Origin of the sequence: uncultured Mailhella sp., from assembly GCF_944324995.1 — a bacterium.
Lineage (GTDB): Bacteria > Desulfobacterota > Desulfovibrionia > Desulfovibrionales > Desulfovibrionaceae > Mailhella.
The window spans coordinates 16,254-41,179 of the sequence record NZ_CALUYL010000002.1 but is presented as its reverse complement, the minus strand read 5'-3'; the positions used below and the strand labels follow the sequence as shown (position 1 = coordinate 41,179).

The window sequence follows — 24,926 nt, the reverse complement described above, 5'->3', positions numbered from 1 at the left end:
TCCTTGCGTTGTATCCATTAAAAGAACAAGGGAGAAAACTGTCAAGGCCTCCGCCGACAGCGAGACGTTCTCAGTCGGGCATCACCGCGTTGACGCAGGAGAGCGCGTTCAGCGTGCGGGGAAAGCCCATGAGCGGCAGACACACTTCCAGAGCGTCGATGAGTTCCTGCTTGGCGTTGCCTGCGTTCGCGTTGCCCTGCACGTGACTTTTGACCTGCGATTCGCATCCGCCGAGGGCGCTGATGATGGAGAAGGTCAGCAGTTCGCGGGTTTTCAGATCGAGTCCGTTGCGCGTGTAGATGTCGCCGAAGCAGAAGGCGGAAAGATGATCCACCATGATGGCCTTCTGGCCTTCGGGCGCGGAGGCGTGCATGGCGTCGATGACGTCGCCGAAAATGCCCTTCTGCACGGCAAGTCCCTTTTCAAAGCGGTTTTCATCCGTGACCGTGGCCTGATTTTCCAGCGGCAGGGCGATGCCGCGCGCGGAAAACGCCGCATCGACTTCCCGCAGGGCGTCTTCCGTGGCGGGAAATCCGGCATAGGGCGCGCACTGATACACGGCTTCGCGGATCTGCACAGGGGAAACGCCGTCCGCAAGCGCGGCTTCCGTTTTTTCTCTGATGTTGCTGACGGCCCGCAGCGCCGTGAGGGCGGAGAGCGTCACAAGATGCTTCTTGATTGTGGAAAGCGCGCCCTGACGGGAAAAGGCGTCGCGTTCGAGACGGGCGCGCATGGCGGCGACGTCGGGATTGTTGCGGGCAAGATCGGCTCTGGATTCGGAAACGGCGGCGCAGGCGTCGCGCACTTTGCATTCGTTCATGATTCCCCTCCGGAATTGATGGTGTTGCGTGGACGGAGCTTGAAAGGCTGCCGCAAAAATGGTGGATGGCTGCCGCAAAAGGCGGCGCAGTCTTGAGCTCTCCGACGCACGGAAGCAGCATAGTTTCGCCGAGCGCCGGAAGCCAGTGCCGTTTCTCTCTAATTCTTGCCTGAATCTGCCGATTGCGGTGGAAGCGGAGAAGCGCGCCGAAGGGGAGGGAGCGTTCGGCGCGAAGGGGGAGAGGCGCGGAAAAATACGGGGACAAGCGCGTTTTTCTCGCCGCTGCGGGCGCAGAAAGCCGGGAAAAACAGGCGCGGAAAAAGACGGAAAATACGGCGGAATGTTCGGAAAACGTGAGGAAAACGCGCCGGACGCAAAGAAAAATCAAATTTATTTTTATTTGTAATATAATGAAATTAAAAGATATTTATTTACAGATCAAGAAAAAGTCAAAAAAAAATCGTTTCTGCCCCTTTTCAACTGCGAAAGCGGGCTTATTTATGGTTCGTCGCCGGGAGCGCAATTCTCCTGCGACAATGCGATCAGCGCTTCTATCCTGTCCTTTTTCCGGCGCATGCCGGGAGCGCTGAAACGCCATCAGTGACAACAAAATTTTTTGGGAGGATATGGGTAATGAAACCCCTGAATGACCGTGTGCTCGTGAAACGCCTTGAATCCGAAGAAAAGACCGCTGGTGGTCTGTTCATCCCCGATGCCGCCAAGGAAAAGCCTTCCAAGGGCGAAGTCATTGCCTGCGGCCCCGGCAAGCTGAACGACAAGGGCGAACGCGTCGCCATGGAAGTGAAGCCCGGTGACATCGTGCTGTTCGCCAAGTACGCCGGCACTGAAATCAAGGTCAACGGCGCCGATCACATCATCATGCGCGAAGAAGATATCCTCGCCATTCTCGACTAACTTCGTACAACTTCCTATTTTTCCGGAGAACATATCATGTCTGCTAAAGAGATTCTTTTCGATGCCAAGGCCCGCGAACGTCTGGCCCTTGGCGTGGACAAGCTTGCCAATGCTGTGAAGGTCACCCTCGGCCCCAAGGGCCGCAACGTTCTCATTGAAAAGGCCTACGGCGCTCCCGTCATCACCAAGGACGGCGTGACCGTGGCCAAGGAAATTGAACTGGAAGACAAGTTCGAGAACATGGGCGCTCAGCTCGTTCGCGAAGTGGCCTCCAAGACCAACGACGCCGCCGGCGACGGCACCACCACCGCCACCGTTCTGGCTCAGGCCATTTATCATGAAGGCGTGAAGCTCGTGGCCGCCGGCCGCAACCCCATGCCCATCAAGCGCGGCATCGACAAGGCCGTGGCCGCCATCACCGCTGAGCTCGGCAACATCGCCAAGCCCACCCGCGATCAGAAGGAAATCGCCCAGGTCGGCACCATTTCCGCCAACTCCGATCCCACCATCGGCAACATCATTGCCGAAGCCATGAGCAAGGTGGGCAAGGAAGGCGTCATCACCGTTGAAGAAGCCAAGGGCCTCGAAACCACTCTGGAAACCGTGGAAGGCATGCAGTTCGACCGCGGCTACCTGTCCCCCTATTTCGTGACCGACGCCGAAAAGCTGGTGTGCGATCTTGAGAACCCCTTCATCCTGCTTCAGGAAAAGAAGATCACCGGCATGAAGGAAATGCTGCCTGTCCTCGAACAGGTGGCCAAGATGAACCGTCCTCTGCTCATCATTGCTGAAGACGTGGAAGGCGAAGCCCTCGCCACCCTCGTGGTGAACAAGCTGCGCGGCACCCTGCAGGTGGCCGCCGTCAAGGCTCCCGGCTTCGGCGATCGCCGCAAGGCCATGCTCCAGGATATCGCCATTCTCACCGGCGGCACCGTTGCCTCCGAAGAAATGGGCGTCAAGCTCGAAAACTTCACCCTTGCCAACCTCGGTACCGCCAAGCGCGTCCACATCGACAAGGACAACACCACCATCGTTGACGGCGCCGGTCAGTCCGCCGACATCAAGGCCCGTGTTGCTCAGATCCGCGCCCAGATCTCCGAAGCTACTTCCGATTACGATCGCGAAAAGCTGCAGGAACGTCTGGCCAAGCTGGTCGGCGGCGTGGCTGTGATCAAGGTCGGTGCCGCTACCGAAACCGAAATGAAGGAAAAGAAGGACCGCGTTGAGGACGCCCTGAACGCTACCCGCGCCGCTGTTGCCGAAGGCATCGTGCCTGGCGGCGGCACTGCCTACATCCGCTGCCTGCCCGCTCTGGACGACATCGAAGCCACCGAAGAGGAGATGGCCGGTGTGAACATCGTTCGCCGCGCTGTGGAAGAACCTCTGCGCCAGATTGCCGCCAACGCCGGCTTTGAAGGCTCCGTGGTTGTGGAAAAGGTTCGCGAAGGCAAGGACGGCTTCGGCTTCAACGCCGCTACCGGCGAATACGAAGACCTCATGGCTGCCGGTATCATTGATCCTAAGCAGGTTTCCCGCTTCGCTCTGCAGCATGCCTCTTCCGTGGCCGCTCTCCTGCTGACCACCGAATGCGCCATTGCTGAACTGCCCAAGCCTGAGCCTGCGGCTCCTGCTGCGCCCGGCATGGGCGGCGGCATGGGCGGCATGTACTAAAAACGCTCCGACGGGCTTTTGCCCGTCGCGCCTGATAGAAAAGGGGAACCGCGTAGGCGGCTCCCCTTTTTCGTATCCGCGACTTTTCGCCGTGCTGCGGCGCGGGGAGTGCCCGCCATCAGCAAAGGCGCGATGCGCCAGCGTCGGCCGGATGTCGCGTGGAGGCCATCAGGGATTTCACACTGGTCAGGGCGTAAAAGCGGACGCTGCGGCGCGGGGATTGCCCTGCGCCGGAAACGGACATACATTTAAATATACGGGAAAGAACCTGAGCCTATGCCGGGAGAGATGATGATGACGGAACATGATGAAGAGCGAAATGAAGAGCGAAAAGTGGTGGAGCCGGAACTGGTGACAGACGAGAAGTACAGCCGGGCCTATTCCGAGGAAGCGTTTCACACGAAGCTGCTGCGTTTTGCCGGAACCATAGGCAAGGAAGGGCTGCGCTCGGCGCTCATTCTTTACTACACGCTGCAGCGCAAGGATCTGCCTGGAAAGACGCGGGCCATCATTCTCGGCGCGCTGGGCTATCTGATTCTTCCTGCGGACATCGTGCCCGATCTGATTCCGGTGTTCGGCTTTACCGACGACATCGGCATTCTTGCGGCGGCGCTTGCGGCCGTGGCCATGTATGTGGACGATGCGTCGAAAGCCAAGGCCGACGCGGCACTGGCGCGCTGGCTGGGCGCGGCGGACAAGATGCTTAAAAAAGGATAGGGCCCGGCAGAAACGCGGCGTCGCGCGTTTTTTTGAGAACGACGCCAGTCCGGGCCTGAGCGCTTGAGCAGATCGGGAGATTGATCAGGCGGGAGTCACGAGCACGGGCCTGTGCCGCTCGGAGCAGGGCGGAACGGGCGGCGAATAATCATCGCCTGAACTGGGGGCGGCGTGCGGTTCTCGCTGCCGTTTTCCGGCAAAAAGAGAAGCGTTGCTCAGGAGAGGGGGCCGTGACGCGCGCGGCGGGCCTGCCGACGATTCTCCCTGCGCGCGGGGCATGCGCCGTCGTCGAAAGTGTGACGCACAGGCTGGATCAGGTTTCTCCCCGAGCGCAGGGCATGTGTGCTTCGGCCTCCTTCGCAGTCGCCGCCCCGGTTGCCCCCGCGGCCCCGGAGACTCCTTGACTGACGAGATTCCCCCGCATTCCCCGGAACATCTTTGATGGGCGAGGCTCGCTCCGCGCAGATCATGCGCAGGACGATTCTTGAACTCTGCCGGGACGGTGCGCGGCGGCAAGGCCGGAGCGCCGGAACAAAAAATTTCCCGGAGGCGGGGAAATGACTTGCCATTTGCAGAAAAACGGGATATGAACGTCCTTCGTATGTCCGAACAGGACATCTATGCACTTGCCTGTAATGGAAAAGTCGTCCTTCTTTTGAAGGATGCACCTGCACCGACTGACGGGAACAGGTCGTCATGCCTGCCAGCATCATTCAGGGAGTGTGCGCCGCATTGTCGGCTTCCGGTTCGCCGGTTTACCTGTAGTATGGGAAGCAGGCTTCATTTCTGACCCGTTTTTCGGAGGTTTTAATGTACGCTATTGTTGAAGTGCTCGGCAAGCAGTACCGCGTTCAGGAAGGCAACAAGGTTGTTGTCGACCGCATGGACGCTGAAAAGGACAGCGAAGTGTCCCTCGACCGCGTGCTCATGATCGGCGGCGAAAGCGCCAAGATCGGCACCCCCGTCGTGGAGGGCGCCAAGGTGACCGCCAAGGTCGTTGATCACATTCTCGGCGACAAGGTCGTGGTGTTCAAGCACAAGCGCCGCAAGGCCGAACGCCGCACTCAGGGTCATCGTCAGGAATACACCGTTCTTACTGTTACCGGTATCGTCGCCTAACGGGCGTACCGCTATTTTCCAAGGAGTTTCATCATGGCACATAAAAAAGCAGGCGGCAGCTCCCGCAACGGTCGTGACAGTGAAGGTCAGCGCAGAGGCGTGAAGCGCTTCGGCGGCCAGCATGTTCTTGCCGGCAACATCATCGTTCGTCAGCTCGGCACTGTGGTCTATCCCGGCGCCAACGTCGGCATGGGCCGCGACTACACCCTTTTCGCCAAGTGCGACGGCGTTGTGAAGTTTGAAAAGTTCCTCCGCAAGCGTCGCGTTCACAAGCGTGTGAGCATCGTGCCCGCGGAAGCCGCGGCGTAATCGCGCTTTCGGTATGATTTTGGGGCGAGAAGGGCTGTGGCTCTTCTCGCCCTTTGCGTCTTTGTTCGGGGAAGCAGGCCCTGCCTGAATCCGGCGACTTGTCCGGCTCCCCACTCTGAATCCGGCGCGTGTTGCGCAATGTTCGGGCCCGTCGCCGCTTTCGGCAGGTTCGGCACGGAAAGGCGTCTGGCGTCGGATTTCCACGGCGCGGCCGTGCTTTTGCGGTTCATGCGCTCCAGTCGTGAGGAAAGCATATGAAATTTGTGGATGAAGCCACCATTCAGGTGAAGGCGGGCAAGGGCGGCAACGGCTGCGTTTCCTTCCGCCGCGAAAAGTTTGTGGCCAAGGGCGGCCCCGACGGCGGCAACGGCGGCGACGGCGGCAACGTGTACGCCCGGGCCTCCACCAGGCTTTACAGCCTGTACGACTTCCGTCTGAAGCGCATTTACGAGGCCGAGAACGGTCAGGGCGGCATGGGCAGCCAGTGCGACGGCCACAAGGGCGAAGATCTCGTCATCGAACTGCCCGCCGGCACGCAGCTCTACGAACGCACCGGCGAGGGCGAGGCGCTCTTTGCCGACGTTTCCGATCCGGACAAGCTGGTGCTTCTTGCCGCAGGCGGCCGCGGCGGCAAGGGCAACGAACATTTCAAGTCGTCCACCATGCGCGCCCCGCGCTTTGCCCAGCAGGGCGAACCCGGCGAAGAGAAGACGTTCCGCCTGGAACTCAAGATTCTGGCCGACGCCGGTCTGCTCGGTCTGCCCAATGCGGGCAAGTCCACCTTCCTGTCCCGGGTGTCGGCGGCCCGTCCCAAGATTGCCGCCTATCCCTTCACCACGCTGACCCCCAATCTCGGCGTGCTCATCGACGAATGCGATCCGGACAGACGCATGGTCATTGCCGACATTCCCGGTCTCATTGAAGGCGCGCACACCGGACAGGGACTCGGCGACCGCTTCCTGCGTCATGTGGAGCGCACGCGTTTTCTGGTGCATATTCTCAGCGTGGAGGACGTGGACCTCGAAGCCGACAATCCGTGGGAAGGCTTTGATCTCATCAACGACGAGCTTTCCCGCTTTGATCCCGAGCTTGCGCTGCGTCGTCAGATAGAAGTGGTCAACAAGATCGACCTGCGCACGCCGGAAGAACTGGATGCCGTCAAGGCCCGCGCCAAAGCCGACGGTCGTGACATCGTGTTCATTTCCGCGCGCGAGCAGATAGGTCTTGAGGAGCTTGTCGAGCGCATGTGGAAACTGCGCGACGAGCTGGACTTCAATGATCCGCTTGTCCATTATCAGGACGAAGTGGTGGTGGACGAGGAATTCCCCGATATCGAAGTGATATGGACGCGCGAATAATGGATACCCGTGAAAAGACTCTGGCCTCGGCGCATACGCTGGTGGTGAAGGTGGGCAGCGCCGTGCTCACCACGGTGGAAGGACTGCATCTTTCCGTGTTGTACAATCTGGTGGAGCAGCTCGCCCGTCTGGCGCGTCAGGGCAGGCGCGTGTGTCTGGTCAGTTCCGGCGCGGTGGCCGCGGGCAGAACGGCGCTTCCGGATCGCGGACGCACGGTGGAAGGTCTTTCCGGCAAGCAGGCGCTGGCCGCCATCGGTCAGGGCTGCCTCATGCGCGAGTACGAACACGCCTTTGCCGCGCAGGGACTTTTGTGCGCGCAGGTGCTGCTCACGAGGGACGATCTGCGCAGCCGCACCCGCTTTCTCAACGCCCGCAACACGTTCATGAATCTGCTCGACTGGGGCGTGGTTCCCATTGTCAACGAAAACGACACCGTGGCCGTGCAGGAGCTGAAGTTCGGCGACAACGATCAGCTTGCGAGTCTTCTTCTCAATCTTGTGGAAGGGGATCTCTACATCAATCTCACCAGCGCGGACGGCGTGATGGCCGTCAATCCCGCAAGCGTTGCGCAGGGCGAAACCGCTCCCTTCCTCGACAGCATTGAGGACATCGCCTCTCTGGACATCGAATCGCTCTGCGGAGCCAAGACCAGTGTGGGAACCGGCGGCATGCGCTCCAAGCTCATGGCGGCCCGCCGCGCGGCGCAGCTCGGCGTGCCCACGCTCATTCTTCCCGGGCGTCGCCCCGACATTCTCGACCGGGCCTTTGCCGGGGAGCATGTGGGCACATGGGTGTGCCCCGGAGAACAGGCAGTGTCGCGCCGCAAGTACTGGATGGCCTATCAGTCCGAGCCGCAGGGCACCGTTGTGGTGGACGAAGGCGCGGCCCGCGCTCTGGAAGAGAAGGGCGGAAGCCTGCTTCCCGGCGGCGTGATTGCCGTGGAAGGCAGCTTTGAACCCGGAGCGCTCGTGCGCGTCGTGTGCGGAGAGCATCACATCGGCGTCGGCCTGAGCAACTATTCTTCGGAAGATCTGGACCGCATCAAGGGCCTGCGCCGCGTGGAAGTCGCGGCCGCGCTCGGCGATGCGCACTACCCTGAAGTCATCCACAGAGACAATCTGCTCATCAACGCGGCGGTGTAGAATCGCGTCTTCTTATAGAACAAAAAGGGCCGGACTGCCTTGCGCAGGTCCGGCCCTGATGTTTTAACTCCCCGTCGATCAGACGAACATGCCGAAGTTGCTCATGGCATCGAGAGACGCGCCTTCCGACGGAGCCTCTTCCTGGCCGGGCGCGGAGCAGAGTTCGGCCAGCTTCTTTTTCCAGACGGCAACCTGTGCCAGAAAGTCGTTCACGGCAAGGCCCAGGGTGTCGGAGGTGAGAGCGCTGTCGTCGAAGCGCTTCCAGAGCACGACGCGGCCGAGCGCGCCGTGAACGGAGAGCGCCGCGCCGCCGGTTTCGGCGCCGAGAAGCGAGGCTTCGAGCAGCGCCAGACAGGCGTTTCTGGAAAGATCGGCGGCGTCGCCTATTTCACTGTACATGAAGAGCGCGCGGTCTTCCTCGTCGTGGGTGAAGGTGATTTCGTTTTCGCCGTCGAAAAGCAGCGAGCAGCTGCCGTCGGCGTCGGGGGCAAGACCATCAATGCCCAGAGAGCTGCCGAAGCTCTCCAGCGCGGCGTTCCATTCCATGGCAAAACTCCTTGATGAGCGTGGGCTCATGCGTTGATTCCGGGACTGTTCTCAGGGGGAAGGAGTCCGGCTCCCTCCCCGGTCATGCGTTACGGTCTGTAGTACTTGGAAAGCAGCGGGAAGATGTCCGCATGGTCGGCTATCACCTTTTCGATGCCGCGCATGAAGGTGTCCGCATCCTTGTTCCATTCCCTGGCGAAATCTTCCCGTATGGCGTCGAGCATATCCCGCCTGTCCTGCATGCATCTTTCGGCCAGAGGCGCGGGCGCCGTGGCCGCCGTCTGCACGAGCTTGTCCAGCACGTTGCGGGACATGCAGAGCGGATTGGTGAGTCGCTGGAGCCTGTCGGCCTCCACGGCAAGTTCTCTTCGTATGGCCTCCGCGCTTTGCGTGGGCTTCTCGCCTTCCTTGCCGTGCAGGAAGGCGAAGCGCTCGGGATTGAATTCCTGCGTGCGGCCTATGTCCAGAGAGTCCGCGGCGTTGAGCAGCATGGCTTCCAGCGTCTGCCCGCGGTGGGCGTCAATGCTGTCCTTCACGGCCTGCTCGTAGTCCGCGCCGAGCGTTGCATCGCCGAAGGCGGTCTTCATGGCGGCCACGGTCATGTTGGCGCTTCTGTCCTCCCAGCGGTCGGTGCCGCCGCCCTGTCTGCCGAGATCGTGTCCCGTGATGCCGCACAGAACGGCGTTGCGGTCCATGGGCACGCCCTGTTCCTCCAGCATGGAGCACATGACCGAGGCGAAGATGAACGCGCGGGCGATATGGCCGCGTCCGTGCACCGAGGTGCCGCGCTCGAAGGTCTGTTCATGGTTCATGTAGGCGTCGAGATTGGCGATGAGGAAGTTTCTTCTCTGCGCGCCGTCTGCGGGCATGGATGTCGGCACGGCCGCGGCGGGGAAGGCCGGATAGCCCGGATGCGTCCTGTCGAGAACGGCGGCGGTCTGCGGGGCCACCGCGCGCAGGGCTTCGCGGGCGGACTGCGGGATGAGCGACAGCTCGGCCGTGAAGGTCGGCACGTCCTTGAACGCGACGTCGGCCACTCTTGAGGCGTTGACGGCGTTGCGCTGCATGAGCAGGAGCGTTGAGCTCATCACGCCGAAGTCCGCGGCATCCGCCAGAGCCTCGTCTCCGGAGCGGTGACCGACCTGAAAGAGCTGCCCCATGAAGCCCAGCTGCTCAGGAGAGTTCAGCCGGGCCTGAAGACGCTGCAAATCCTGCATATTCACGGCGGGAGAGCCGTTTTCGAGCATGGCCAGAGACATGAAGGAGATGCGGTCGAGCTCGGCGGCCTTGTCGTCCGCGCCGAAGTCGGCGTCGCCGAGGTGCTGGATGAAGTCGTTGAGATCCTCGGACGCTCTCTGCATGAGCGCGCCGATGTTTCGGAAGACATCTTCGGGGGAAGGCGCGGCTCCGGCGTTCATGAGCCCGCGCAGAACATTGGCCTGCGCCGTGGCGTGGGTGTGAATGATGCGCAGCTCTTCCGGGGAACGCAGCACCCTTGCGCTGCATACCCAGAAGGCGAAGGCGTCCTTCTGGGCCTTCGTGGCAAAGGGAAGACGCTCAAGCTCGGTCAGAAGTTCGGCCTTCTGCTGCAGCATGGGCTTTGCCGTCTTCTGGAAGGCCTGCCGGACCAGACTCTGCGGATCCAGGCTTGCCTGACTCAGGCTCTTCATGTCGGCCGCGATGGTCTGCATGAACTTTCCGGCCAGAGCGGCAAGGGCGTTGCCTTCAAGGCGGAGCGTTCCCGGAGCAAGATTGTCGCCTATCTGCTCGGCTTCGATGAATCTTGCGATCTGTCCGGGAAGATCCGCGAGCACGGCTTCGGCTTCGGCGTCGATGCGTTCCTTGTCCAGATGACTGACCTGGAACGTTCTTTCTTCCTGATGCAGCCTGTTGATGCCTTCCACTTCCCTGCCGAGGTCGAAGTTTTCGATGAGGTTTACATGGATGCCCGTGCGCTTCTCAAAGGCGGCCATGCGGGCCCTCAGCTCCTCGAGGTTCTCTTCCGGCACGTCGTCGATGTTGATGCGTATCTCGGCAATGTCGCGGGAGGGGACGAGCGGTCCCTGTATCTGCGCTTCTATGTACTGCGCTCCGGTCAGGTGCACGCGGGGGTGATTTCCGTCGGTATTCTTCATGGCGGCCAGAGCAAGCGCGTTGCCGTCGAAGGTGCTCATGTGGGGAATGAGCGCTTCGAGATTGTCGTGCGTGGCCAGAAGACTGCGCGTGGCGGCGCGGTCGCCGAAGCAGTCCAGAAGCAGAGCCTTGAAGTGAGACTCCTGGTCCAGGTCGGTGAATTCGATGCCCGAGGGCAGGGCGATGAAGGCGGACGCGCGGGCGTCCGGCACCTTGGCGATGCTGTCGAACCAGGCTTCCAGCGCCTTGTGTTCGGCGGAGTTCACGTCGCGGCAGGCCGTGGTGAATTCTGCCGGAAGTCCCGCGCCGTCGAGAAGCGCGTAGAAGTCCGCGCGGCGCTCCTGCGACATGTTGACCACGGGCGCATAGAACGTGTCTTCGGCAATGTAGGTCGCGCGCCTTGCCACGTCGTCCTTCAGCACTATGGCCGCCGAGCCGTAGCCCGCTCCTGCGGATACGGCGCCTATTCTGCGGCCCTGCACGTTGAGCGCGCCGTACACGGGACGCTCGTCGGCCTGCACGGCGTGTCCTTCGAGCTCTGGGAAGAGCAGCCGTTCCGCGGCGTCGCGGCGGGCGAGGTAGCCTTCGCCCTTGATGAGCGTTTCTTCTGCGGCCAGATGAAAGATGTTCTTCATCGGCTCGTCGGGATGCGCCATGATGCCGCTCTCGCTCAGAAGCACGTCCACGTCGACGTTGATGGTGAGTTCCGCGCTGCGCAGAATGTCGGCCATTTCCTTCACGGATACGGAAGGAAGATCGCGGCGGCGGAGCGCTTCCGTTTCCCCGGCGGCCGTCTTTTCTCGCGTCGTGGCGCTTTCGGCCGCGGTTTCCACGAGCGTGCGCAGGTTGGCGGGCGTGATGTCGTGAGGCTGCGCAGGCGCTATGGCCGCGCCCTGCGCGCCGTATTCCTCGCTGAGACGCGGCGGCATTCTGAGGGCCGTGAGCGAGGCGTCTTCCGGATGCGCGGCCACGAGGTCGTCCACCATGCCGCGCACGGAGCGGTTGCTCACTTCCTTGAGCACCAGCGCCTGAAGGTCGAACAGCATCGAGGCGGCGCTGCGGGCGTCCCCGGCCTTGGCGTTGATCTGCCCTTCGCGCATGAGCGCGCTTTGCAGAAGATCCATGTCCGCCGTGGTGAAGGCCTGATACACGGCGGCGAGTTCCGCATTGCTCAGATGCTCCACGGCGGGCGCAAAGGCCCACAGGGGGCTTTCCTTCTGCTGCTCTGAAAGCTGACCGAGCTTGTCGAGCCGCGTCATGTAGTCCTGCACAGCTTTGAGGCTGCCGAGCAGCGCCTTCGCGTTCAGCGTGCCGGGTTCCTTGAGCACCTGAAGCGCATCGCCGGCGCTTCTGGTGAGACCTTCCTTGCCTCTGACAATTTTTGTGGCAGTCGTGAAGCCCTGAAAGGGAACTTTGTTGGCCTTTATGCTGTCCAGACGGATGGGTTCTCCCTTGCCGAGCTGCACTCTGTGTTTGCCGAAAACGCCGGTTTTTTCCGTAATGCCGCGGGCTTCAAGCTGACTGTGCAAAACCTGGTCGGGCTGTATGCGGGGCATGATATCCTCCTTGAGGAAACGATGAGCATTGAATACTCATGATCTAGCAAGTTTCGTGCCGAAATGCCGAAAAACGGGCACGGCTGAATGCTTTGATAAAAAATATCCGCTCCCCAGCCCCTTGTCTACAGAAACGGACGCTCTGGAAAAAGTGGCCGGATCCGGCAAGAGGGGAACGGGGAAGCCGCCTCAGGCGGCATCTTCGAGAAAGCGGCGGAGCAGGCTGGCTGCGGCGTGCTTCGCCGGGCGTTTCGCCGACGGCCTGAACGGCTTTTTGCGGAATGAAGAGTGCAGCGTTCTGCATCATCGGACTCTCCGTGTTCGGTTCTTTTCGGCATGTACACGCATGTTTTTCCTGACCACGGAGCAGAAAGACAGATTTTTTTGGAAAAACGGCAAAAAAACGCTTGCCAGCGCGAACAATTTTCTATAAGTTCCTCCTCGTGCCCAGGTGGTGGAATTGGTAGACACACTATCTTGAGGTGGTAGCGCCGAATGGCGTGGGAGTTCGAGTCTCCCCCTGGGCACCATTATGAGAGCGAGAGCTGCAAGCTGAGGTTTGCAGCTCTTTTTTTATGCATTTTTTGCGCGCGCGTCAGGCGTGTTGCACGCGCGGCGCGTTTCGCGGAGCGAGGGTTCCGTTGACGGCAAAGTCGGCATCCGCCCGCATGCAGAAAAACGGGCATGGCTTGCACCGTTTTCCCGGGCGGGGATTGCGGAGCGGAGGAGGGACAAGTCGTTCCTGCAAGGCGTGCCTGAGGGCTCGACGTCAATCTGATGACGAACGCGCGCGGGCAATGATGCGCTGCCTTTGCGTTCGATGCTGCCCCGAGTTCCTTGCAGTCGGCCCGGCGATGTTCGGCGAAATTTTCGACGGTACGGCCGGTCTGACGGGCGGACAGGGGTGTCTTGTTTCGGAAAAGGAAATGCGGAGCGCGGAAAACGTGCGGGCGACGCAGCGGAGAAAAGCGCGCCGGACGGAAGAGCGAAGGGGGAATCCGTTTGCCGCGGGCGGGATTTTTTTGAGCCTTTGCCGCGCAGGGAGCTGGGCCCATTTGCTTTCTGCCGGTCGGTCTTCCCGGAGTCGCCGGAAGAGCGCTCGTCAGAGCCTTGCTACCAGCACTGTTTTCCCCGGCGTTCCATTTCCTTCTGTATCAGACGGAGCCCCATGAGGATATTGTTCGTCAGGCTCTCGCAAAGCCGGGCTTCGTCCTTCTTCTGAAAAGCGTCAAAAATTTCCCTGTGCTGTTCCAGCAGCGTTTTCTGATCCTGCGCGGCGTAGCAGCGGTGATGCAGAAAGATTTCCACGTGATCCACAAGCGTATCGGCGGTGTCCAGCAGATGCGGCATGGCCGCAGCCTTGTACAGCGCCGCGTGAAAGGCCCGGTCGGCGTGAAACAGCGTGGCGGAAGGCACGGCGGCCTGTTCCATGCCGTGCAGAATCTCCTCGATGTCTTCGCAGTGCTTGTCGTCGGCGTACTTCATGGCCTCGGTGGCGAGCAGACATTCCAGATGCACCCGAAGTTCATAGATGTGCCGGATTTCCCGCACCGTGGGCAGCGGCGCGACAACGGCGCCCTTGTAGGGAAGATTGCGTATGAGGCCGGAGCGGTCGAGCCGCATGAGCGCTTCGCGTATGGGGCCCCGGCCGACCTGGAGCTTTTCTTCCAGATCGGCCAGAACCAGCCGCGCGCCGGGAAGAAGTTCTCCCTGAAGAATGAGCTCCCGGATGAGCTCGTAGGCCTGAAGCGATTTTACCGTGGAAGTTTTCATGCGCCACCTTGCCTGTCGGCATGCTCGTGCCCGTGCGGAAACGGGAATGTTCAGTCGGAGGACATGATACGCTATTTTTTGCAAAAAGGACATGCCTGTTCGGAGTCCCGGCAAAAGACGGGCGTTCGGGGTTCGCGCAGACCTTTTCTGTATGGCGGAGAACGTGCAAAGCGTCGGAACGCGCCCTATCGCCGTTCAGGACGCAACCTCAGGGAGGCCGTTGGTCTGTGCCGGAAGATGTGACGGCGCGGAGCAACTTCCTCCGCGCTTCGGAAGTTGCGGCAGGACGCTCAGGCAGAACGGGCGCGCGTGCGGAAATTTCGGGCGCGCGGACGCAGGGCGCGAGGGAGAGCGCGGGAGCCTGCGGCAGGCGTTGGGAAAAGGCGCGTTAATTAATAATGACGTGATGGAGGCGGAGCGAACGTCTTGCCTGTGCGACGGAGAAAGGTTGTCCGCGGGACGGGGCGGTCTGCGCTTGAGGCGGGCAAAAAAGTCGGCGCGCTCCGAAGTTCAGGGCGCGCCGAGAGAAGAAGTCAGCGTTGCGGGTTTGCGCCGCAGAGGCGGCGGAGACGGCGCGCTTATCCGCCGATGGCGGACATGCGCTTGTGTGCCACGGGGCCGTTGCTTGCGGCAAGAATTTCCGCGCCCACGGGCTTGCGGGACACCGCGTCGATCATGATGCGGCGCACTTCCTCTTCGCCCTTGTCGCGCAGGGCGTCCCGGATGGGGTATTCCCTGTCGTCGAAAAGGCAGGTGCGGATATTGCCTTCCGCCGTGAGGCGCAGGCGGTTGCAGGACTGGCAGAAGCTCTGCGTCACCGAAGTGATGAGTCCGAAGCTTCCCTTCGAGACTTTTCCTTCCGGCGTGATGAGCTTCCACAGCTTGGCCGGTCCGCGCTCTTCGGCCGTATGGCCTTCGCTTTCCTGGCCGTCCTTGCGGCGCAGGGCCACGGGTTCAAGCCGCCAGTGTCTGCGGGCGCTCTCCAGAATGTCGGCCGCGGGCCAGAACAGGTTGTTCGACCAGATGGTGGAATCGCCCATGGGCATGAACTCGATGAAGCGCACGTCCACGGGCCAGTCCATGGCCATGGCGGCCAGGGCGGGAAGCTCGTTGTCGTTGACGCCGCGCATGGCCACCGCGTTTATTTTGAGCGGAATGCCGAGCTCCAGCATTCTGTGCATGTTGTCGAGCACGGTGGGCAGCACGTCCTTGCCGGTGATGGACGCGTATTTGGCGCGATCGAGCGAATCAAGGGACAGGTTGACCGACACGCCGAGCTCCTTGAGCGTGTCGAGCGCCGGAGCAAGCAGGGTGCCGTTCGAGGTGAGCTTGAGCGCCGCCTGCGGAAAGCGCCGGTGAATCTTGATGAGAAAGTCAAGAAAGCCCTTTCTGGCAAAGGGTTCGCCGCCGGTGAAGCGCAGCTTGTGGACGCCGAGCTTCACGGCGATTTCAATGATCTTTTCGATTTCTTCAAAGCGCAGAATGTTTTCGTGCGGAATGAAGGGCACGCTGTCGTCGCGGCAGTAGCGGCAGCAGAGATTGCAGCGGTCGGTCACGGAAATGCGCAGGTAGCGCACCGTTCTGCCGTGGGCGTCGGTGAGAACGGCGGGGTAGTCTTCGTGCGGTTCTGCCATGAGGCTAGCTCCTTCCGCAGTCGCTCATGTCGCCGTTGAGCTTTTCCAGCGCGTGCGGCAGCACGGGCAGGAGCGCGGCGAGATTTTCCTGCGCGGCCAGGCGGCTTCCGGGCAGGGCTATGAGCATGGTGCGTCCCAGCGTGCCTGCAAGGCAGCGGGAAAGCACGGCGCGCGGCGTGTGGGTGAGCCCTTCGGCGAACATGACCTGTTCAAAGCCGGGCAGACGGCGATCCAGCACGGGAATCAGGGCTTCCGGCGTGAAGTCGCGGGGCGAGAGGCCGGTGCCGCCGGTGGTGACGATGAGTCCCCAGCCGGACGCGGCAAGATCCCTGACCAGCTTGCGCAGCGCCCGCGGATCGTCGGGCAGCAGGAAGAGCTGACGGCGGGCCGGAGAGAGCGCGGAGAGCATGTCGAGCAGGGCGGGGCCGCTTTCGTCCACGCGGTCGCCGGCGTAGCCCTTGTCGGAAAGGGTGATGCAGGCCACGGCGAGTCCTTCGCCCGTCCAGGCTTCGGGCGCGGGACGCGGCGCGGGCAGAGGCGTGTCCTCCACCTCGAAGAGCAGCGGATCGTCGGTCTTGAACAGGCCGCTCTTGCCGCCGGACTTGAGAATGAGGCGCACGTCGCGGATGATAACGTCCTTCTGCACGGCCTTGACCATGTCGTAGATGGTGGCCGCCGCCACCTGGGCCGCGACGATGGCTTCCATTTCCACGCCGGTGCGGCCGGACGTGCTGGCCGAGGCTTCGAGCAGCACGGAAGGCGGTTCGTCCTGCACCTTGAAGCGCACGTCGGCATGGGTGAGGCCCAGCGGATGGCACATGGGAATGAGTTCCGAGGTGCGCTTGGCCGCCATGATGCCGGCCACCTGCGCCACGGTGAGCACGTCGCCCTTGGGCAGGGCCTTGGCCTTGAGCAGTTCCAGCGTGTGGGAATTGAGTTCCACCACGGCCCGGGCGATGGCGGTGCGCTTGGTTTCTTTTTTGGCGCTCACGTCCACCATGCGGGCGGTGCCTGCGGCGTCGATATGAGAGAATTCAGACATGGGAGCCTCGATGCCTACGCCTGGGGAAGAACCTGGGGACGGAAGGTGATGCGGAAGCTGTCGCCGGGCTTGACCACGCCGCCCTTGAGGATGCGGCAGAACACGCCGCGCCGCGGCATGATGCAGTCGCCCACCTGCTGGCGGATGGCGCAGCCCATGTGGCATTCCTTGCCAATCTGGGTGAGCACGAGCTCGATGTCGTCGCCGATGACGAAGCGGGTGCCCACGGGGCAGGTATAGAGTTCCACGCCTTCGGTGGTGATGTTTTCGGCGAAGTCGCCGGGATGCACGTCGGCGCCCATGGAGCGCATGTATTCAATGTCTTCCATGGCCAGCAGGCTGAGCTGACGATGGGTGCCGTCGGCATGGACGTCGCCCTCCACGCCGTGATTGGCCACCAGGGTCACCTGAGGCTGATTGATTTTCTTTTCTCCCTTGCGGGCACTCGTGGATACGGCAACGATACGCATGATATTCTCCATCCTTGCGGAAAACGGTTGGTTTTTTTAGTGACCGGGCCTTTCAGAGCCTTTCGTTGACAATACTTATCTCCCGGGCTTCCAGAGCGGCGGGAATGTCTCTGTCGTGCGTGGCGCACACGATGCTGACGCCCCGGCTGCGCAGAGTACGCACAACATTGAGTATGGCCTTTTCGCTTGCCGCGTCAACATTGGATGTCGGTTCATCGAGTAAAAGTACGGAAGGAGAGAGAATAAGACGCGAGGCAAGGGCGATGCGCTGGCGTTCGCCGCCGGAAAGTTCTCCCGGTCCGCGGGTGGCCATGCCGTCGGGATCGGCGAAGCCCACGGCGAGCATGCTTTCCCTGTAGCCCTTGCGCTGGCGTTCCGCGTCGAGGCCGCGCAGGCGCAGACCGAGCGTCACGTTCCAGAACACGGAAGCCTTCATGAGGTAGGGTTCCTGAAGCAGCAGGGTGATTTCCCGACGCGGATCGGTCTGACTTCCGGCGTAGAACAGCGAGCCGGACGTCGGTTTTTCCAGAAAGGCGAGCAGGCGCAGCAGAGTGGATTTGCCGCTGCCGTTTCTTCCGGTGAGCGCCACGGTCTCTCCCTTTTCCATGGAAAAGTAGGGGAGACGCAGCGCGGTGATGTCGCCGTAGCGCTTGCAGAGATCGTGCGCCTCGAAAAGAGTGTTCATGCGCGCCCCTTTTGTCTGAGCCAGGTCATGAGAAAGTTCACCAGAAAGGCGATGAACAGAAGCACGAGTCCGAGGGCTATGCCCTGCGCGAATTCGCCCTTGCTGGTTTCCAGCGAAATGGCGGTGGTCATGGTGCGCGTGGAATAGCGGATGTTGCCGCCGAGCATCATGGCCACGCCCACTTCCGTGACCACGCGGCCGAAGGCCGTCACGCAGACCATGCCGAGATCGTAGCGTATTTCGCGAATGGTGTGCAGGGCGAGCTGCGTGGAGGATGCGCCGAGCGTGAGCAGGGTTTCCCGGCAGCGCCGGTCCAGATTTTCCACGGCCTGCGCCGTCCAGGAGACGACGATGGGCAGGGCGAGAATGCTCTGACCTATGACCATGCCGGGCACGGTGAAGAGCAGTCCGAACTGACCGAACGGGCCGCGGTAGGTGATGAGCACATAGACGACGAGGCCGATGAGCACGGTGGGAAAGGCCAGAAGCGTATCGGACACGAGACGTATGAGCTTTTTGCCCGGAAAGTTGGTGTAGCCGAGCAGAAAGCCCAGGGGCAGCCCGAGAACGGAGGCAATGATGAGGGCGCAGCTCGTGGATGTGAGCGTGGCCTCGATGGCGGAGAAGGTGGCGTCGTCCATGTGCAGCAGAAGGTCGATGGCCTTCTGCAAGCCGTCGCTGAAATATCCCATGATGACCTGCGAGGAAAAAAATGGAAGGCGGGCCGGAAATCCGGCCCGCGGGTTGGCTTACTTGCCGGCGTTGGGGAAGAAGAGCTGCTTGCCTTCAAGCTGGTAGTCTTCGATGAGCTTCTGGGTCTTGGGGTTCACCCACCAGTCTTCAAACTTCACGGCCAGATCCTTCTTGACGTTGGGGCAGAGCTTGGGGTTCGTGGTGATGACGCTGTACTGATTGAACAGCGCGCTGTCGCCCTGCACCACGATGGCGAGAGGATTGTTCTTGCCCTGCTGGCTTTCGTACTTGATCCAGGTGCCGCGGTCGGTGAGGGCGTAGGCGCCCTTTTCGGCGGCAATGGCGAGGGTGGCCATCATGCCCTGACCGGCGGAAATGTAGAAGGGTTCCTTGTCGGGATTCAGGTTGAACTGCTTCCACAGCTTGAGTTCGGCGGAATGGGTGCCGGACTTGTCGCCGCGGCTCACGAAGCCGGCCTTGGCGTCATAGATGGCCTTGAGAGCTTCGCCCGTGGTCTTGCCGGCGATCTTCGCGGGGTCGGCCTTGGGGCCGACGATGACGAAGTCGTTGTACATGACCTGACGGCGATCGATGCCGTAGCCGTCGTCGATGAACTTCTTTTCCACGTCGGGGGCGTGAACGAGCAGCACGTCGGCGTCGCAGTTCTTGGAGATTTCAAGAGCCTTGCCGGTGCCCACGGCCACCCACTTGAGGTCGATGCCGGTTTCCTTCTTGAACACGGGCGCGACGTATTCCAGCAGGCCGGAATCCTGGGTGCTGGTGGTGGTGGCCATCATGAGGGAGTCGGCGGCCTGCGCGGGAAGCACGCAGGAGAGGGAGATCAGGGTGCCGAAGAGGACTTTGCCGAGATGATTCATGGAGATGCTCCTTATAAGGTTTTGCGGCGCTCTTGCGAGAGCCGCGTGGTGTCTAGTCGGTGCGGAGGCTGACGCTTCGCGCGGGAAAGCTGACGTACACTCTGCTTCCCTGCCGGAGGCCGAGCCGCGAAACGGCGGAGGTTTCCTGCACGGCGTTCATTCTGGTGCCGTCGGCCAGTTCCAGCACGAGAAAGGTTTCCGCCGTGTCCTTGTGCAGGGCCGCCACGCTTGCGCGTATCGGCCCCTGAATGCTGAGGGCGGCTTTTTCCGTGGAAAGCACGATCTGTTCGGGATCGACGGACGCGGTGACCACCTGATTGAGGTGAAGTTCCATGTCCATGAACTGTCTTGCGTCGCACAGGGCGGCGATGACGAGATCGGAAAAGGTGGTGACTTCCACGCCCACCGCGCGCATGCCGGTTTCCAGACCGGTGACGATGCCGATGAACGAGTTGTCCGGTTCGTCGTCCGGACCTGCTGCCGGGGCGTGATCCTTCACGATGCGCTTGGCTTCGCCGCCGGCAAATTCGAGAAATTCCGCAATCTGTGAGGACTTCTGCTGTCCGAGAAAGGCTTGCACCACGTTGAAGGGCACGTGCAGTTCCAGAAGTTCCAGACCGCGGGCGTAGCGTATGGCCCGCGGACCGGCCATGCCCGGCGCAAGTCCCATGCCCTGGGCCACGGCGTAGAACTTGCGCCGCACGAAGCCCTGATCGAAGTGCAGAAAGGCGGGATCTTCGGCCTCGGGCAGGCTGAGAATGCGCCGGATATGCTTCATGCAGGAGAGGGGAAGCAAAACGTCGCGGCCGCCGGGGTCGGGAATGTGAACCATGCCGGTCACGGTGTCCACGGCGTTCTTCACGGGCAGGTTCAGGGCTTCGCCGAGGCGGAGGCCGCCGTAGCGGATGAGCAGAAAGAGAAGGTGAAGCCTCGCACGCACGATCTTTTTCGCCGTGGTGGTGGCTTCCGCTTCCCATGCTTCCCAGCGGAGGGTGAGCTGTTCAAGCATGGATCTGGTCAAATGTTCCTGAGGCAAGGCGCACTTCGCAATGTTGCGGTTTGGTTCCGTGAAGCGTTGAAAAGGGAACCGGGGGAGAGCTCTGCCGTTTCAAAATGAACGGCGATGGGACCGGGACGATCTGCTGTGAAAATATCCGCTACTCCATATACAAGGCTCTCCAAAAAAATATGCGCATTTCAATATAACGGAAAAGACCCGCATGAGCAATACTGAAATGACGAAACAGTGAATCGGCAAAGTTTTATTTCAAAATTATCATATTTCTTTTCAGGAAGATTGCACCAAAAATAAAAAGTTGCGGAGAGGAGGTTTTCGGGGGCGGCGAAGGCGGAAAGGCGGCCGCCTTTCCTTTTTTCTTCAAAAGGTTATACTCCGCAGCAGTATCATTCCATTTATCCGGGAGCCGTCATGAAGTCCTTTCTTACTCTGAAGTCGGTGGACGAGGTTCTGTCCCTCGTCGAAACGTTTGAGCGTCTTCCAGAAGAATATGTTCCTCTGGATGAAAGCGCGGGCCGCTATCTTGCCCGGGACTGGAGCGCTCCCGAAGATCTTCCGGGATTCGACCGTTCCACGGTGGACGGCTATGCCGTCCGTGCCAGGGACGTGTTCGGCGCGCAGGAAGGTTCGCCCGCGCTGCTGGAATGCGTGGGCGAATGCCCCATGGGCAGAACGCCGGACTTCTCCCTTGCGCCGGGGCAGACGGCGCGCATCTTTACGGGAGGCATGCTTCCAGAAGGGGCCGACTGCGTGGTGATGGTGGAATATTCCAGGCCGGCGGGCGGCAATCTTGTGGAGCTCGTGCGCACGCAGGCTCCGGGCGATCACGTGCTCGAACGTGACGAGGACGCGGCAAAGGGGCAGGTGCTCATTCCGGCGGGACGGCGTCTGCGTCCGCAGGAAACGGGACTTCTGGCCGCGCTCGGACAGGTGCGCGTGCCGGTGACGCGACGCCCTCGCGTGGCCGTGCTCTCCACGGGCGACGAGGTGGTTCCCTGCGAGGAGAAGCCGCAGCCCGGGCAGGTGCGGGACGTGAATTCTCACTCCCTCGCGGCGCTGTGCCGCAAGGAAGGAGCCGAAGTGCGTCTGGCCGGTCTGGTGCGCGACGACGTCGCCAGGCTGGAAGCAACGGTGCGCGGGCTTCTGGACTGGGCCGACGTGGTGCTGCTTTCCGGCGGTTCTTCGGCCGGCATGCGCGATCACACCGTGGATATTTTTCTTTCCATGCCGGAGAGCGCCCTGCTGGTGCACGGCGCGGCCATCAGCCCCGGCAAGCCGTTCATTCTTGCCCGCTCCGGGCGCAAATGCCTCATGGGCCTGCCCGGACACGTGTCGAGCGCGCTGGTGTGCGCCCGCGCTTTTCTTTCGCCGCTGCTCAGACATCTGCAGGGCGGCGAGGCTCCCGTGGTTCCGGGCGTGCAGGCCGTGCTTTCGCGCGCCGTGGCTTCGGCGCAGGGGCGGCGCGACTTCATCCGCGTGAAGCTCTCCCGCACGGAACAGGGCTGGGTTGCGGATCCCGTCACCGCGCCTTCGGGACTCATTTCCGGGCTGGTCGTTGCCGACGCGCTGGTGGTCTGCCCGGAGAACAGCGAAGGCCTGTACGCCGGTCAGGAAGTGTTTGCCGAACTGCTGGATTAGCGCGGCCTGGCCGTGTCGAATTTTTTTTCGGCGCGTCGATGAGCCGTCGCGCTTTTGACGCCGCCTCGGGCGGAACCTGATTCCGCCTTGCGGCGCGCCCGCGTCTGCGGGCTTCGTCTTGTGTTGCATCCTGGCGCGTCGCGCCGAGAGAGGAATTATGGCCAGACATACCTATCTTACGATGAAGACTCCCGAGGAAGCGCGGGAGTTGTGGTTTTCCCGCGTGGACGAACTGGGAATGGAACTTTCGGAGGAGACCGTTCCGCTTTCCGCCGCGCTGCATCGGGTGATTTCCCGTCCCGTGGAGGCGCTGCGTTCGTCGCCCGCCTTTCACGGCGCGGCCATGGACGGCGTGGCCGTGAAGGCCGAGGACACGTTCACGGCTTCTGCGCGCAGGCCGCTGCGCCTGGAAATTGGCAAGGACGCCTTCTGGATCAACACCGGTCATCCGCTTCCCGCCGGATGCAATGCCGTGGTCATGGTGGAGCATCTCAACGTTGAGGACAACGGCCGGTATGTGGTCACGGAAAAGGCGGCCTTTCCCTGGCAGCACGTGCGCAAGCTCGGCGAAGACATGGTGGCCACGGAAATCATTCTTGCGCCCGGAGTGGTCATAGGCCCCTATGAACTGGGCGCGCTGGCCGCCGCCGGGGTGGTGAGGCCCCCGGTGTTCCGCAAGCCCGAGGTGGCCGTGATTCCCAGCGGCTCGGAAATCGTGGCGCTCAGCGAGGCGCGGGAAGAAGATCTGCGCGCGGGCCGGGCGCTGCCGGAATTCAATTCCCTCATTTTTTCCGCCATGATCGAGGAGGCGGGCGGCAATGCCCGCGTCTGCCCCATCGTTCCCGACGACATGGACCGCATCCGCGAGGCCATTGCTTCCGCCGTGGAGGACGGGGCCGATCTCGTCATCATGAACGCGGGCTCTTCGGCGGGCAGCCACGACTACACGGCCGACGTCATTGCCGGCATGGGCGAGGTGCTGGTGCACGGCGTGGCGGTCATGCCGGGCAAGCCCACGGCGCTCGGCATTGTGGAGGTGGGAGGCCGCCGGGTTCCCATTGTCGGCACGCCCGGATATCCGGTTTCCGCCATCGTGGCCATGGAGGAATTCGTTCTGCCGCTGCTCGCCCGCTGGCAGAAGCACGGGGTGAAGCGCCGCGAAACCGTCACCGTGACGCCCTGCAATCCCATTCCCTCGCGCCCCGGCATGGAAGAGCGGGTGCGCGTGAAGCTCGGCGTGGTGGACGGCGCCTGCTACGCGGTCACGCTGCCGCGCGGCGCGGGCACGGTGACCAGCCTTTCCCGGGCCGACGCCGTGATTCCCATCGAGCGCGACCGCGAAGGTCTGGACGCCGGACAGCCCGTGCAGGCGGAACTTCTGCGCTCCCGGGAAGAAATTGAGGGCGCGCTGCTTGCGGTGGGCAGCCACGACAATACGCTGGATCTCATCGACAGCATGCTTCGGCGCACGCATCCGGGCTTCCGGCTGACCTCGGCGCACGTGGGCTCTCTGGGCGGACTGCTGGCGCTGCGGCGCGGCCAGTGCCATCTGGCGGGAAGCCACCTTCTCGACGAGGAAACCGGCATTTACAACAGAAAGGCCATTCAGGAGAACATGAAGGGCATGCCCGCCGTGCTGGTGCAGCTCGTGGATCGCGAACAGGGCATCATGGTGCTGCCCGGCAATCCGAAAAACATCACGACGTTTGAGGATCTGTGCCGCGAAGACGTGCAGTTCATCAATCGTCAGCGCGGCAGCGGTACCCGGGTGCTGCTGGATTACGAGCTGAAGAAGCGCGGACTTTCGCCTGCCCGCATTCAGGGCTATCGCGACGAGGAATACACGCACATGAACGTGGCGGCGGCGGTGCTTTCCGGCCGGGCCGACGCGGGTCTCGGCGTGCGTTCTGCGGCGGCGGCCCTCGGGTTGGACTTCATTTCCGTGGGCGTGGAGGAATACGACCTCGTCATTCCCGAGCGCTACATGCAGGACGCCCGCATTCAGGCGCTGCTTGAGGTGATACGTTCGGAAGAATTCAAGGAAAACGTGCGCGACATGGGCGGATACGGCACGGATCGCACCGGCGAGATTCTCTGGACGTACGACGGCAAATAACGCCGCAGGCCTTCGCATGTTCACGCGCGTCGTCGGAGTGTTTCCGGGGGCGCGCTTTTTTTTGCGCCGCAGGCCGGGGGCTGCCGCAGGGCGGTTTTCCCGGCGCAGGCCGATACGGGATGGATGCCGTTTGCTTTCGGTGCGGCGTTTTTTCGTTTGCCGGAATGATGGCGGAACGAAAAAACTCCGACGTCTGAGGACAGGCGTCGGAGCGAAGGAAACATGTTTGCCGCAGGAAAACGGAAGGAATATTGCCGGAGGCTGCGAGCCGTGCCGGGCAAATCGTCCGGCACCCGCGGCGGACGGATGGGCGACAGAAAAGGCGCGAATATCAGGAATCGGTCTGCGCCGTTTTGGTTCCGGCATATTTTTTCATGGCCAGACTGCATTTTCCGGACTTGATTTTCCGCGGCGTCGTCGCGTTTTCGGAAAGCTGCACGCTTGCGGGCAGGCAGGAACGGATGATGTCGAAGGTGCCGTCCTTTTTCCAGGCCGTAAAGCGTCGCCACGCCGTCACATAGCTGCCCATGTCGCGGGGCAGGTCGCTCCAGCGGCAGCCTGTGGTAAGAACATAGAGAACGGCTTCGAGCGTTTCCCGGTCGCTTTTGCGGGGGCGGCCTACCTTCTTGCCCCGGGCAAGAAACGGCTCGATGCGTCTCCATTGCTGATCGCTGATGAATGCCATGCCATGTT

23 protein-coding genes and 1 tRNA gene are annotated in these 24,926 nt (G+C 61.9%); 12 read left to right on the top strand and 12 right to left on the bottom strand.

What is annotated here, in order from left to right; genetic code table 11:
* Nucleotides 1-70: 70 nt before the first annotated feature.
* Nucleotides 71-820 (bottom strand): carboxymuconolactone decarboxylase family protein, encoded by a 750-nt coding sequence (locus tag Q0K02_RS02125; RefSeq protein WP_294484606.1) that lies wholly within the window; start codon nt 818-820, stop codon nt 71-73.
* Between the two features lie 58 nt (nt 821-878).
* Between Q0K02_RS02125 and Q0K02_RS02120 the strand changes: the two genes are divergently transcribed.
* The 8 genes from Q0K02_RS02120 to proB all read left to right on the top strand — a co-directional run bounded on the left by Q0K02_RS02120 (nt 879) and on the right by proB (nt 8,051).
* A complete protein-coding gene (locus Q0K02_RS02120; protein WP_294484605.1) occupies nt 879-1,226 on the top strand; it encodes a hypothetical protein in 348 nt (115 codons plus the stop codon).
* Between the two features lie 227 nt (nt 1,227-1,453).
* Nucleotides 1,454-1,735, top strand: coding sequence for a co-chaperone GroES (gene groES, locus Q0K02_RS02115; RefSeq protein WP_294484603.1), 282 nt, complete (start codon nt 1,454-1,456; stop codon nt 1,733-1,735).
* 36 nt (nt 1,736-1,771) lie between these two features.
* Nucleotides 1,772-3,406, top strand: coding sequence for a chaperonin GroEL (gene groL / locus Q0K02_RS02110; RefSeq protein WP_294484602.1), 1,635 nt, complete (start codon nt 1,772-1,774; stop codon nt 3,404-3,406).
* 294 nt (nt 3,407-3,700) lie between these two features.
* The gene (locus Q0K02_RS02105; RefSeq protein WP_294484601.1) at nt 3,701-4,123 is read left to right on the top strand and encodes a DUF1232 domain-containing protein; all 423 of its coding nucleotides are present in this window, start codon (nt 3,701-3,703) and stop codon (nt 4,121-4,123) included.
* Nucleotides 4,124-4,933: 810 nt separating this feature from the next.
* Nucleotides 4,934-5,242 carry a 50S ribosomal protein L21 gene (gene rplU, locus Q0K02_RS02100; protein ID WP_294484598.1) on the top strand — a complete coding sequence of 103 codons (309 nt, stop codon included), beginning with the start codon at nt 4,934-4,936 and terminating at the stop codon, nt 5,240-5,242.
* 33 nt (nt 5,243-5,275) lie between these two features.
* On the top strand, nt 5,276-5,551 hold the full coding sequence (gene rpmA, locus Q0K02_RS02095) for a 50S ribosomal protein L27 (protein WP_294445406.1): 276 nt from the start codon (nt 5,276-5,278) through the stop codon (nt 5,549-5,551).
* 254 nt (nt 5,552-5,805) lie between these two features.
* The gene (gene obgE / locus Q0K02_RS02090; RefSeq protein ID WP_294484596.1) at nt 5,806-6,909 is read left to right on the top strand and encodes a GTPase ObgE; all 1,104 of its coding nucleotides are present in this window, start codon (nt 5,806-5,808) and stop codon (nt 6,907-6,909) included.
* A complete protein-coding gene (gene proB / locus Q0K02_RS02085) occupies nt 6,909-8,051 on the top strand; it encodes a glutamate 5-kinase (RefSeq protein ID WP_294484595.1) in 1,143 nt (380 codons plus the stop codon). Before obgE ends, proB begins: the two co-directional genes overlap by 1 nt.
* A gap of 78 nt (nt 8,052-8,129) precedes the next feature.
* On the opposite strand, the gene Q0K02_RS02080 is transcribed toward proB, so the two are convergent.
* Together Q0K02_RS02080 and Q0K02_RS02075 are read right to left on the bottom strand one after the other, a co-directional pair.
* Complete coding sequence (locus Q0K02_RS02080) at nt 8,130-8,597, bottom strand: type III secretion system chaperone (protein ID WP_294484592.1); 468 nt, start codon at nt 8,595-8,597, stop codon at nt 8,130-8,132.
* 89 nt (nt 8,598-8,686) lie between these two features.
* Nucleotides 8,687-12,286 carry a DUF3626 domain-containing protein gene (locus Q0K02_RS02075; protein ID WP_294484589.1) on the bottom strand — a complete coding sequence of 1,200 codons (3,600 nt, stop codon included), beginning with the start codon at nt 12,284-12,286 and terminating at the stop codon, nt 8,687-8,689.
* Between the two features lie 28 nt (nt 12,287-12,314).
* On the opposite strand from Q0K02_RS02075, the gene Q0K02_RS02070 reads away from it, so the two are divergent.
* Together Q0K02_RS02070 and Q0K02_RS02065 are read left to right on the top strand one after the other, a co-directional pair.
* Nucleotides 12,315-12,719, top strand: a complete 405-nt coding sequence (locus Q0K02_RS02070) for a hypothetical protein (protein WP_294484586.1) — start codon at nt 12,315-12,317, stop codon at nt 12,717-12,719.
* Nucleotides 12,720-12,731: 12 nt separating this feature from the next.
* Nucleotides 12,732-12,816 (top strand) — tRNA-Leu (locus Q0K02_RS02065).
* Between the two features lie 583 nt (nt 12,817-13,399).
* Here Q0K02_RS02065 and Q0K02_RS02060 read toward each other — a convergent pair.
* The 8 genes from Q0K02_RS02060 to Q0K02_RS02025 form a co-directional block, all read right to left on the bottom strand.
* On the bottom strand, nt 13,400-14,059 hold the full coding sequence (locus tag Q0K02_RS02060) for a GntR family transcriptional regulator (RefSeq protein WP_294484584.1): 660 nt from the start codon (nt 14,057-14,059) through the stop codon (nt 13,400-13,402).
* Between the two features lie 578 nt (nt 14,060-14,637).
* A complete protein-coding gene (moaA, locus tag Q0K02_RS02055; RefSeq protein WP_294484581.1) occupies nt 14,638-15,693 on the bottom strand; it encodes a GTP 3',8-cyclase MoaA in 1,056 nt (351 codons plus the stop codon).
* Between the two features lie 4 nt (nt 15,694-15,697).
* The gene (moaCB, locus tag Q0K02_RS02050; RefSeq protein ID WP_294484578.1) at nt 15,698-16,735 is read right to left on the bottom strand and encodes a bifunctional molybdenum cofactor biosynthesis protein MoaC/MoaB; all 1,038 of its coding nucleotides are present in this window, start codon (nt 16,733-16,735) and stop codon (nt 15,698-15,700) included.
* Between the two features lie 14 nt (nt 16,736-16,749).
* The gene (locus tag Q0K02_RS02045) at nt 16,750-17,205 is read right to left on the bottom strand and encodes an MOSC domain-containing protein (protein WP_294484576.1); all 456 of its coding nucleotides are present in this window, start codon (nt 17,203-17,205) and stop codon (nt 16,750-16,752) included.
* Between the two features lie 52 nt (nt 17,206-17,257).
* Nucleotides 17,258-17,890 carry an ABC transporter ATP-binding protein gene (locus tag Q0K02_RS02040; RefSeq protein WP_294484573.1) on the bottom strand — a complete coding sequence of 211 codons (633 nt, stop codon included), beginning with the start codon at nt 17,888-17,890 and terminating at the stop codon, nt 17,258-17,260.
* The gene (locus tag Q0K02_RS02035) at nt 17,887-18,582 is read right to left on the bottom strand and encodes an ABC transporter permease (protein ID WP_294484571.1); all 696 of its coding nucleotides are present in this window, start codon (nt 18,580-18,582) and stop codon (nt 17,887-17,889) included. Before Q0K02_RS02035 ends, Q0K02_RS02040 begins: the two co-directional genes overlap by 4 nt.
* Before the next feature lie 57 nt (nt 18,583-18,639).
* Nucleotides 18,640-19,461, bottom strand: a complete 822-nt coding sequence (locus tag Q0K02_RS02030) for a substrate-binding domain-containing protein (RefSeq protein ID WP_294484568.1) — start codon at nt 19,459-19,461, stop codon at nt 18,640-18,642.
* 52 nt (nt 19,462-19,513) lie between these two features.
* Nucleotides 19,514-20,482 carry a TOBE domain-containing protein gene (locus Q0K02_RS02025; RefSeq protein WP_294484563.1) on the bottom strand — a complete coding sequence of 323 codons (969 nt, stop codon included), beginning with the start codon at nt 20,480-20,482 and terminating at the stop codon, nt 19,514-19,516.
* Between the two features lie 408 nt (nt 20,483-20,890).
* Here Q0K02_RS02025 and glp point away from each other — a divergent pair, with 408 nt between their 5' ends.
* Together glp and Q0K02_RS02015 are read left to right on the top strand one after the other, a co-directional pair.
* A complete protein-coding gene (glp, locus tag Q0K02_RS02020; protein ID WP_294484561.1) occupies nt 20,891-22,117 on the top strand; it encodes a gephyrin-like molybdotransferase Glp in 1,227 nt (408 codons plus the stop codon).
* A 157-nt stretch (nt 22,118-22,274) separates the two neighbouring features.
* A complete protein-coding gene (locus tag Q0K02_RS02015; protein ID WP_294484559.1) occupies nt 22,275-24,233 on the top strand; it encodes a molybdopterin biosynthesis protein in 1,959 nt (652 codons plus the stop codon).
* Nucleotides 24,234-24,564: 331 nt separating this feature from the next.
* Here the strand turns inward: Q0K02_RS02015 and Q0K02_RS02010 are convergent, their stop codons facing one another.
* Nucleotides 24,565-24,918, bottom strand: a complete 354-nt coding sequence (locus Q0K02_RS02010; protein WP_294484558.1) for a transposase — start codon at nt 24,916-24,918, stop codon at nt 24,565-24,567.
* Nucleotides 24,919-24,926: the final 8 nt, after the last annotated feature.

Coding starts and splice junctions, on each gene's coding strand:
- Q0K02_RS02125 (WP_294484606.1), bottom strand. CDS start 820: ATGAACGAATGCAAAGTGCGCGACGCCTGCGCCGCCGTTTCCGAATCC.
- Q0K02_RS02120 (WP_294484605.1), top strand. CDS start 879: ATGGTGGATGGCTGCCGCAAAAGGCGGCGCAGTCTTGAGCTCTCCGAC.
- groES (WP_294484603.1), top strand. CDS start 1,454: ATGAAACCCCTGAATGACCGTGTGCTCGTGAAACGCCTTGAATCCGAA.
- groL (WP_294484602.1), top strand. CDS start 1,772: ATGTCTGCTAAAGAGATTCTTTTCGATGCCAAGGCCCGCGAACGTCTG.
- Q0K02_RS02105 (WP_294484601.1), top strand. CDS start 3,701: ATGACGGAACATGATGAAGAGCGAAATGAAGAGCGAAAAGTGGTGGAG.
- rplU (WP_294484598.1), top strand. CDS start 4,934: ATGTACGCTATTGTTGAAGTGCTCGGCAAGCAGTACCGCGTTCAGGAA.
- rpmA (WP_294445406.1), top strand. CDS start 5,276: ATGGCACATAAAAAAGCAGGCGGCAGCTCCCGCAACGGTCGTGACAGT.
- obgE (WP_294484596.1), top strand. CDS start 5,806: ATGAAATTTGTGGATGAAGCCACCATTCAGGTGAAGGCGGGCAAGGGC.
- proB (WP_294484595.1), top strand. CDS start 6,909: ATGGATACCCGTGAAAAGACTCTGGCCTCGGCGCATACGCTGGTGGTG.
- Q0K02_RS02080 (WP_294484592.1), bottom strand. CDS start 8,597: ATGGAATGGAACGCCGCGCTGGAGAGCTTCGGCAGCTCTCTGGGCATT.
- Q0K02_RS02075 (WP_294484589.1), bottom strand. CDS start 12,286: ATGCCCCGCATACAGCCCGACCAGGTTTTGCACAGTCAGCTTGAAGCC.
- Q0K02_RS02060 (WP_294484584.1), bottom strand. CDS start 14,059: ATGAAAACTTCCACGGTAAAATCGCTTCAGGCCTACGAGCTCATCCGG.
- moaA (WP_294484581.1), bottom strand. CDS start 15,693: ATGGCAGAACCGCACGAAGACTACCCCGCCGTTCTCACCGACGCCCAC.
- moaCB (WP_294484578.1), bottom strand. CDS start 16,735: ATGTCTGAATTCTCTCATATCGACGCCGCAGGCACCGCCCGCATGGTG.
- Q0K02_RS02045 (WP_294484576.1), bottom strand. CDS start 17,205: ATGCGTATCGTTGCCGTATCCACGAGTGCCCGCAAGGGAGAAAAGAAA.
- Q0K02_RS02040 (WP_294484573.1), bottom strand. CDS start 17,890: ATGAACACTCTTTTCGAGGCGCACGATCTCTGCAAGCGCTACGGCGAC.
- Q0K02_RS02035 (WP_294484571.1), bottom strand. CDS start 18,582: ATGGGATATTTCAGCGACGGCTTGCAGAAGGCCATCGACCTTCTGCTG.
- Q0K02_RS02030 (WP_294484568.1), bottom strand. CDS start 19,461: ATGAATCATCTCGGCAAAGTCCTCTTCGGCACCCTGATCTCCCTCTCC.
- glp (WP_294484561.1), top strand. CDS start 20,891: ATGAAGTCCTTTCTTACTCTGAAGTCGGTGGACGAGGTTCTGTCCCTC.
- Q0K02_RS02015 (WP_294484559.1), top strand. CDS start 22,275: ATGGCCAGACATACCTATCTTACGATGAAGACTCCCGAGGAAGCGCGG.
- Q0K02_RS02010 (WP_294484558.1), bottom strand. CDS start 24,918: ATGGCATTCATCAGCGATCAGCAATGGAGACGCATCGAGCCGTTTCTT.